This window comes from Sinosporangium siamense (assembly GCF_016863435.1).
GTDB classification, from domain to species: Bacteria; Actinomycetota; Actinomycetes; order Streptosporangiales; family Streptosporangiaceae; genus Sinosporangium; species Sinosporangium siamense.
In genome coordinates this window covers 34781-37828 of sequence record NZ_BOOW01000040.1, presented here as the reverse complement: position 1 = coordinate 37828, position 3048 = coordinate 34781, and the positions used below count along the sequence as shown (strand labels likewise).

General features: G+C 70.3%; 4 protein-coding genes. 1 reads left to right on the top strand and 3 read right to left on the bottom strand.

Going from position 1 to position 3048, the window contains the following annotated elements:
• Positions 1 to 200 precede the first annotated feature (200 nt).
• The 3 genes from Ssi02_RS30055 to Ssi02_RS30045 form a co-directional block, all read right to left on the bottom strand.
• Positions 201 to 1238, bottom strand: coding sequence for a GDP-mannose 4,6-dehydratase (locus tag Ssi02_RS30055; protein ID WP_204030978.1), 1038 nt, complete (start codon positions 1236 to 1238; stop codon positions 201 to 203).
• A 120-nt stretch (positions 1239 to 1358) separates the two neighbouring features.
• Entirely contained in the window at positions 1359 to 1667 is a 309-nt protein-coding gene (locus Ssi02_RS30050; RefSeq protein WP_204030977.1) for an AzlD domain-containing protein, read from the bottom strand.
• Positions 1667 to 2383, bottom strand: coding sequence for an AzlC family ABC transporter permease (locus Ssi02_RS30045; protein WP_239130037.1), 717 nt, complete (start codon positions 2381 to 2383; stop codon positions 1667 to 1669). Before Ssi02_RS30045 ends, Ssi02_RS30050 begins: the two co-directional genes overlap by 1 nt.
• A 68-nt stretch (positions 2384 to 2451) precedes the next feature.
• Between Ssi02_RS30045 and Ssi02_RS30040 the strand changes: the two genes are divergently transcribed.
• Positions 2452 to 3027, top strand: coding sequence for a helix-turn-helix domain-containing protein (locus Ssi02_RS30040; RefSeq protein WP_239130034.1), 576 nt, complete (start codon positions 2452 to 2454; stop codon positions 3025 to 3027).
• Positions 3028 to 3048: the final 21 nt, after the last annotated feature.

Below are 3048 nucleotides of genomic sequence, written 5' to 3'. Positions count from 1 at the left end.
ATCAAACTCACACCCATCTGGGAGACCGACGAACGCAGGGGATTCAGCGCATGCCACATGCGCGGTGGACGACGCCTTCCCGCACACCAGCGCTCAGTGTCCAGGCGGCCGGTCCGGGAAATTCCTAGTGAACGGCGGCGCCCCGCCGCCCGGCCGTGCCGGAGGCGGTGAAGCGGGCTGCGCCGTACCGGCGGGGCGGGCTACCAGCGGGCCCCTGACAGGACGGGGCCGTAGTCGCGCACCAGGCGGGCCTGGGCGAGGTCGGACTCCACCATCATCTGGATCAGCTCCTCGAAGCCCACCTTGGGCTCCCACCCGAGGTCCCTGCGGGCGTTGCCGGCGTCGGCGCAAAGCGTCTCGACCTCCGCCGGGCGGACGAGGCCGGGGTCGACCGAGACGTGGTCCTCCCAGTGAAGACCGGCGCACTCGAACGCGACGCGGGCCACGTCGCGGACGGAGTGCATGACGCCGGTGCCCACGACGTAGTCGCCGGGCTCGTCCTGCTGGAGCATCAGGTGCATGGCGCGGACGTAGTCCCCGGCGAAGCCCCAGTCGCGGACGGCGTCGAGGTTGCCGAGGTTGAGGCGGTCCTGCAGGCCGAGTTTGATCTGCGCGGCGGCCAGGGAGATCTTCCGCGTCACGAACTCGGCCCCCCGGCGGGGCGACTCGTGGTTGAACAGGATGCCCGACACGCCGTACATCCCGTAGGACTCGCGATAGTTGCACGTGATGTAGTGCCCGTAGGTCTTGGCCACACCATAAGGACTGCGCGGGTGGAAGGAGGTCGTCTCGGTCTGCGGGGACTCGGCGACCATGCCGAACATCTCCGACGACGACGCCTGGTAGAACCGTATGCGCCCGGCCCCGTTGCCCCCGCCCACCGGCCTGTTCAGCCCGCTGACCATGCGGATGGCCTCCAGCACCCGCAAGACCCCGGTGCCGTTGACCTCGGTGACGAGCTCCGGCTGCTGCCACGACATCGGGACAAACGAGACGGCACCGAGGTTGTAGACCTCGTCGGGTTGTACGGCGTCCACGGCCGACACCAGACTCCCCTGGTCCATGAGATCGCCGTCGACGAACTCCAAGTCGGGGATCAACCGGCTCACGCGGTCCTTCCGCGGGTTGGCCTGTCCCCGGGCCAGGCCCCAGACCCGATAGCCGAGGCCGATCAGATACTCCGCCAGATAGGAGCCGTCCTGACCGGTCACCCCGGTGATCAACGCTCGCTTGGACATCCGTCTCACCTTCCCGTTAGAGCACAGCCCCGTCCGGGCGGTGTACGGCACAGCCCGGCACAGCCAGGCAACCAGCAACGGGCTAAGGAATTTTCGAGACTTCCGCTCAGTGCTTCCGGCTCACTCGACGCCGAGCAGGCGGAGCACCGCCGTGGTCCCTGCGGCCGCGATCACCACGGCGGGCAGTGGCACGCGCCGCAGCGCGAGCACGGCCCCGACCAGCACACCGGCGGGCCGGGCCCAGCCGGCGAAGCCGTACCCCTGGGTGAGGGCGGCGGTGCAGGCGAGCGCGATGAGCAGGACCACCGCGGCGATCGACAGCAGTCTGCGCAGCGGCTCGGGAATGGTCACCCGGTCTTGGAGCAGGGGGCCGGCCAGGCGGAAGGCGAGGGTTCCCGCGGCGAGGACGGCGATGGCGAGGAGAGACATCAGATCACTTTTCTCCCGGCGCCCACGGCTCCCTCAGCGGTCTCGGCTTCGAGCAGAGCGGGGCGGCGGACGGCGGCGACGAGGCCGATGAGGGCGAGCAGCACCGGCAGCCCGGCGGGCAGCAGGGGTGTGGCGGCGACGGCGACGACCGCGCCGATCAGGGCGGCCTCGCGGGTGCCGCGGTCGTTGAGCGCGGGCAGGGCGAGGGCGAGGAGCACGGCGGGGAAGGCGGCGTCGAGCCCGAAGGCGGCGGTGTCGCCGACGAATCCGCCGGCGAAGGTGCCGAGTGCGACGGCGATGTTCCAGCTGACGAACATCGCGACCGCGCAGATCCAGAAGGAGGCACGGCGCAGGGCGGGCTCGCGGTGGCGCAGGGCGAAGGCCACGGACTCGTCTGTGGTCAGATGGGCGCCGATCAGGCGGCTCCACCACCGCCCCTTGAGGATGTCGGCGACGGCGAAGCCGAACGGCAGAAGCCGGGCGTTGAGCAGCAGCCCGGCGGCGACGGCGGCGACCGCGCCGCCCCCGGCCATGGCGATGCCGAGCGCCGCGAACTGGGCGCCGCCGGCGAAGACCACGATCGACATGACGATCGGCACCCACGCGGGGAGCCCGCCGGTCACGGCGATCGCGCCGAAGGAGACGGCCACGAGGGAGTTGGCAAGGCAGACTAGGGCGATATCCCGCAGAGTGCCACGATCAAGTGTTCGCCACATCGAACGCATGTCCATTAGAGTGGACACATCGGATTGTTTCGTCAAATCGGACTTACGGAGCGAACGCCATGGGGAACGGCGCGACCGAGGAGAACACCCTCGACCCGATCAGGATGATCGCGACCGCGATCCGCCGCGAACGCGGCCGCACCGGCATGTCCCTCTCCGAACTCGCCAAGAAGGCCGGCCTCTCCAAGTCCACCCTGTCCAACCTGGAGTCCGGCACCGGCAACCCGAGCGTGGAGACCCTGTGGGCGCTCGCGGTCGCCCTCGGCGTGCCGTTCAGCCGCCTGGTCGACCCGCCCCGGCCCAAGGTGCATGTGATCCGGGTCGGCGAGGGCATCGCCACCTACTCGGAGAAGGCCGACTACGCCGCCACCCTACTGGCGGGCAGCCGGCCCAACGCCCGCCAGGACATCTACCGGATCTCCTTCCAGCCGGGTGAGCCCCGGCTGTCGGAGCCGCACGGACCCGGCACCACCGAGCACGTGGTGCTCGGCGCGGGCCGCGCTCTGATCGGCCCGCCCGACGCACCGGTCGAACTGCGGCCGGGCGACTACGTGACCTATCCGGGCGACGAGCCGCACATGTTCAAGGCCCTGGAGCCCGACACCTTCGCGGTGCTCATCTCCGAACACATCTGAGCCGTCTGGACGTCCAGCCGC

Bases quoted from the DNA above. Each gene is read 5' to 3' on its own strand.
- Ssi02_RS30040 (WP_239130034.1), top strand. From the start codon at position 2,452: ATGGGGAACGGCGCGACCGAGGAGAACACCCTCGACCCGATCAGGATG.
- Ssi02_RS30050 (WP_204030977.1), bottom strand. From the start codon at position 1,667: ATGTCTCTCCTCGCCATCGCCGTCCTCGCCGCGGGAACCCTCGCCTTC.
- Ssi02_RS30045 (WP_239130037.1), bottom strand. From the start codon at position 2,383: ATGTGGCGAACACTTGATCGTGGCACTCTGCGGGATATCGCCCTAGTC.
- Ssi02_RS30055 (WP_204030978.1), bottom strand. From the start codon at position 1,238: ATGTCCAAGCGAGCGTTGATCACCGGGGTGACCGGTCAGGACGGCTCC.